This window comes from Thalassospira sp. UBA1131 (assembly GCF_002311515.1).
In the GTDB taxonomy this organism is placed as follows: domain Bacteria; phylum Pseudomonadota; class Alphaproteobacteria; order Rhodospirillales; family Thalassospiraceae; genus Thalassospira.
The window spans coordinates 38,054-40,462 of sequence record NZ_DCAO01000110.1; the positions used below are offsets into that span (position 1 = coordinate 38,054).

General features: G+C 53.8%; 2 protein-coding genes. Both read left to right on the plus strand.

From position 1 onward, the window contains the following. A partial coding sequence (locus tag B3Z49_RS18665) for a diacylglycerol/lipid kinase family protein (RefSeq protein WP_414716272.1) occupies positions 1-555 on the plus strand: 555 nt, incomplete at its 5' end. Between the two features lie 313 nt (positions 556-868). Continuing rightward, the coding region (locus B3Z49_RS18670) for a HAMP domain-containing protein (protein WP_296993579.1) at positions 869-2,409 on the plus strand (1,541 nt) is incomplete at its 3' end.

Sequence of the window (2,409 nt, forward strand, 5' to 3'; positions counted from 1 at the left end):
TTCTTTTTGATGGTCGGCATGGGGGCCGATGCCGATACGGTCGCCAATGTTTCGCTGCGCCTCAAACGCCTGATTGGCAAGGGGGCCTATGTTCTGGAAGGCCTTCGCAACATCTTTTTCCCGCGCCATCGTGATTTTGAAGTCAGTATTGGCCGGGAAAATTATCGGGTGTCGGGCGTGGTTGTAACCCATGCGCAACATTATGGCGGGGCATTTGTCATATCGCCCGATGCCAGCCTGACCGCCAACAGCCTTGATGTGGTGCTGATGCCGGGCAACGGAATCGGGGCCTTGTCACGTTATGGTCTGGCACTGACGCTTAATCGTTTGCATGCCCAAAGTGACGTTTCGGTGGTCCGGGCAGAGCGCATCACGATCACCAGTCATTGCGGCCCGGCCCCGCTTCAGATTGACGGGGAAAGTGCCGGAAAGCTGCCGTGCGAAATCAGCTTGTCCCCCTATCCCGTGCGATTGATGGTACCGCCGGCTTATGCCGCGTTGTCTTCGAAGACCGATCACCCATCACCTGATCTGCTTCGGATCGCAGCGGATTAAAAGCACACCCCAAAGTCGTTACACGGATTGTCCGGTTACCTCGGCCAAATGCCCGGACTTCCGGGATTTTTCAAGTGCCCATGATGAATTATCAACGGGTGCTTGAAGTTGTATTTCTGTTCCCCACCTTGATTTTAACGTAGTGCGCGCGACTTGTACCTCCCGATCAGAGGGAATTGGGATGGATTTTGAGTCGCGAAACGTGCTGCGAAATTTGACGGATAGCGTTGATGAAGATCATCGCCATTCAGGGAGATTGACGATGGTTTCGGGGTCCTCTGCTTTGGTTCTCAACTCAGGTGTGTTGGCTGACATGCAGATAAAAACAAAAATTCTGGCTGGTTTTGCCGTGGTGCTGGCAATTCTCATTTCGGCACTTGCCTTTGCGTATTTCACCTTTGTTGCTGTCTCACACGATGTGGATGAATATGCCCATTATGTTGAAGAAGCCGCGCTGATCAGCGAGATCGAAACGCAATTCCTGCGCTTTAACAGTCACGCGCGTGAATTTGCCAATACGGCTGATCCGGCAGATGCCGAAGCCGTGTTTGCCTATGCCAAGCAGCTTGATCTGATGCTTGATGACGCTCGTGAGAAATTTATCGGCGAACAACATCGAAACCGCATCGAACACATTGCCGAAGAGCTTGATGCTTATCTTACGAGCTTCGCCTCGGCCAAAAGCCTGAGCGACGAATACCATTCCCTGATCCTGGATCGCCTTGAACCTGACGGGATCAAGATCGTTGCCGATCTCGACAAGCTTGTTGCCCATGCGCAGGACACCGGCGATCTTGAACTCCTCAAACGCTCAGTCGCGGCACGTGAACATGCGCTTCTGGCAAGGTTGTATGCCAATATCCTGATTGGTCGTCAGGATGACAGCTTTGGCGCCAAATCCGCCGATGAATTTGCAAAGCTTGAGGCCGCACTGGGGCAAATCGGCAATCAACCGCTTACGGGTGACCTGAAAGCTGTGCTGGATGATGCCAAGAACCTGTTTGCTGATTACCGTGAAGTGTTCGACAAGATCCGTGCCGACGAACTGGAAATTGTCGCCACGGTCCACGGGACCATGCGCGAAGCATCCGAGGGTATTATCGCCGATGCCGAGGCCCTGAAACAGGAACTGGCGGTGGCAGAGCACAACATCTTTGAAAAGGTCGTCGCCGAAATCATTCTGGCAGAAAAGGAAATCCTGGTCGCATCGATTGGTGGTGCCGTTCTTGGGATGGTTCTGGCCTGGGTCATGGGGGATCGTTTGTCGCGTCCGATCACTGCGATTACGACCATCATGCGCAGGCTGGCCGATCATGATCTGGGCGTTGAAATTCCCGGACAGACCCGCAAGGACGAGATCGGCCAGATGGCACAGGCGGTTCAGGTGTTTAAAACCAACGCCATCCGCAATGATGAACTCGAAGCCGAAGCCCGTGCGCAGGAAGAACGGTCCAAGGAAGAACAGCGGCGGTTCATGAACCAGACTGCGGACAGCTTCACGACAAGTGTCGGGACCATTATCGAGGCGGTCGCTGCTGCGGCTGTCGAGTTGCAGGCAACGGCCACCGGCATGTCCCAGATCGCAAATGCGGCGTCAGAGCAAACGACGGCTGTTGCCTCGGCCAGTGAAGAGGCAAGTGGCAATGTGGATTCCGTTGCTTCGGCGACAGAGGAGCTCAACAGTTCGATTGAGGAGATCAATCGTCAGGTTGTCTTTTCAAATGAAATCGCCAAAAAGGCGGTTGATCAGGCCCGCGAAACCATGCGCGGTATCAAGGAACTGGTCGAGGCATCCAACAATATCGATCATGTTCTCAAGCTGATTACCGATATTTCCGACCAGACCAATATGCT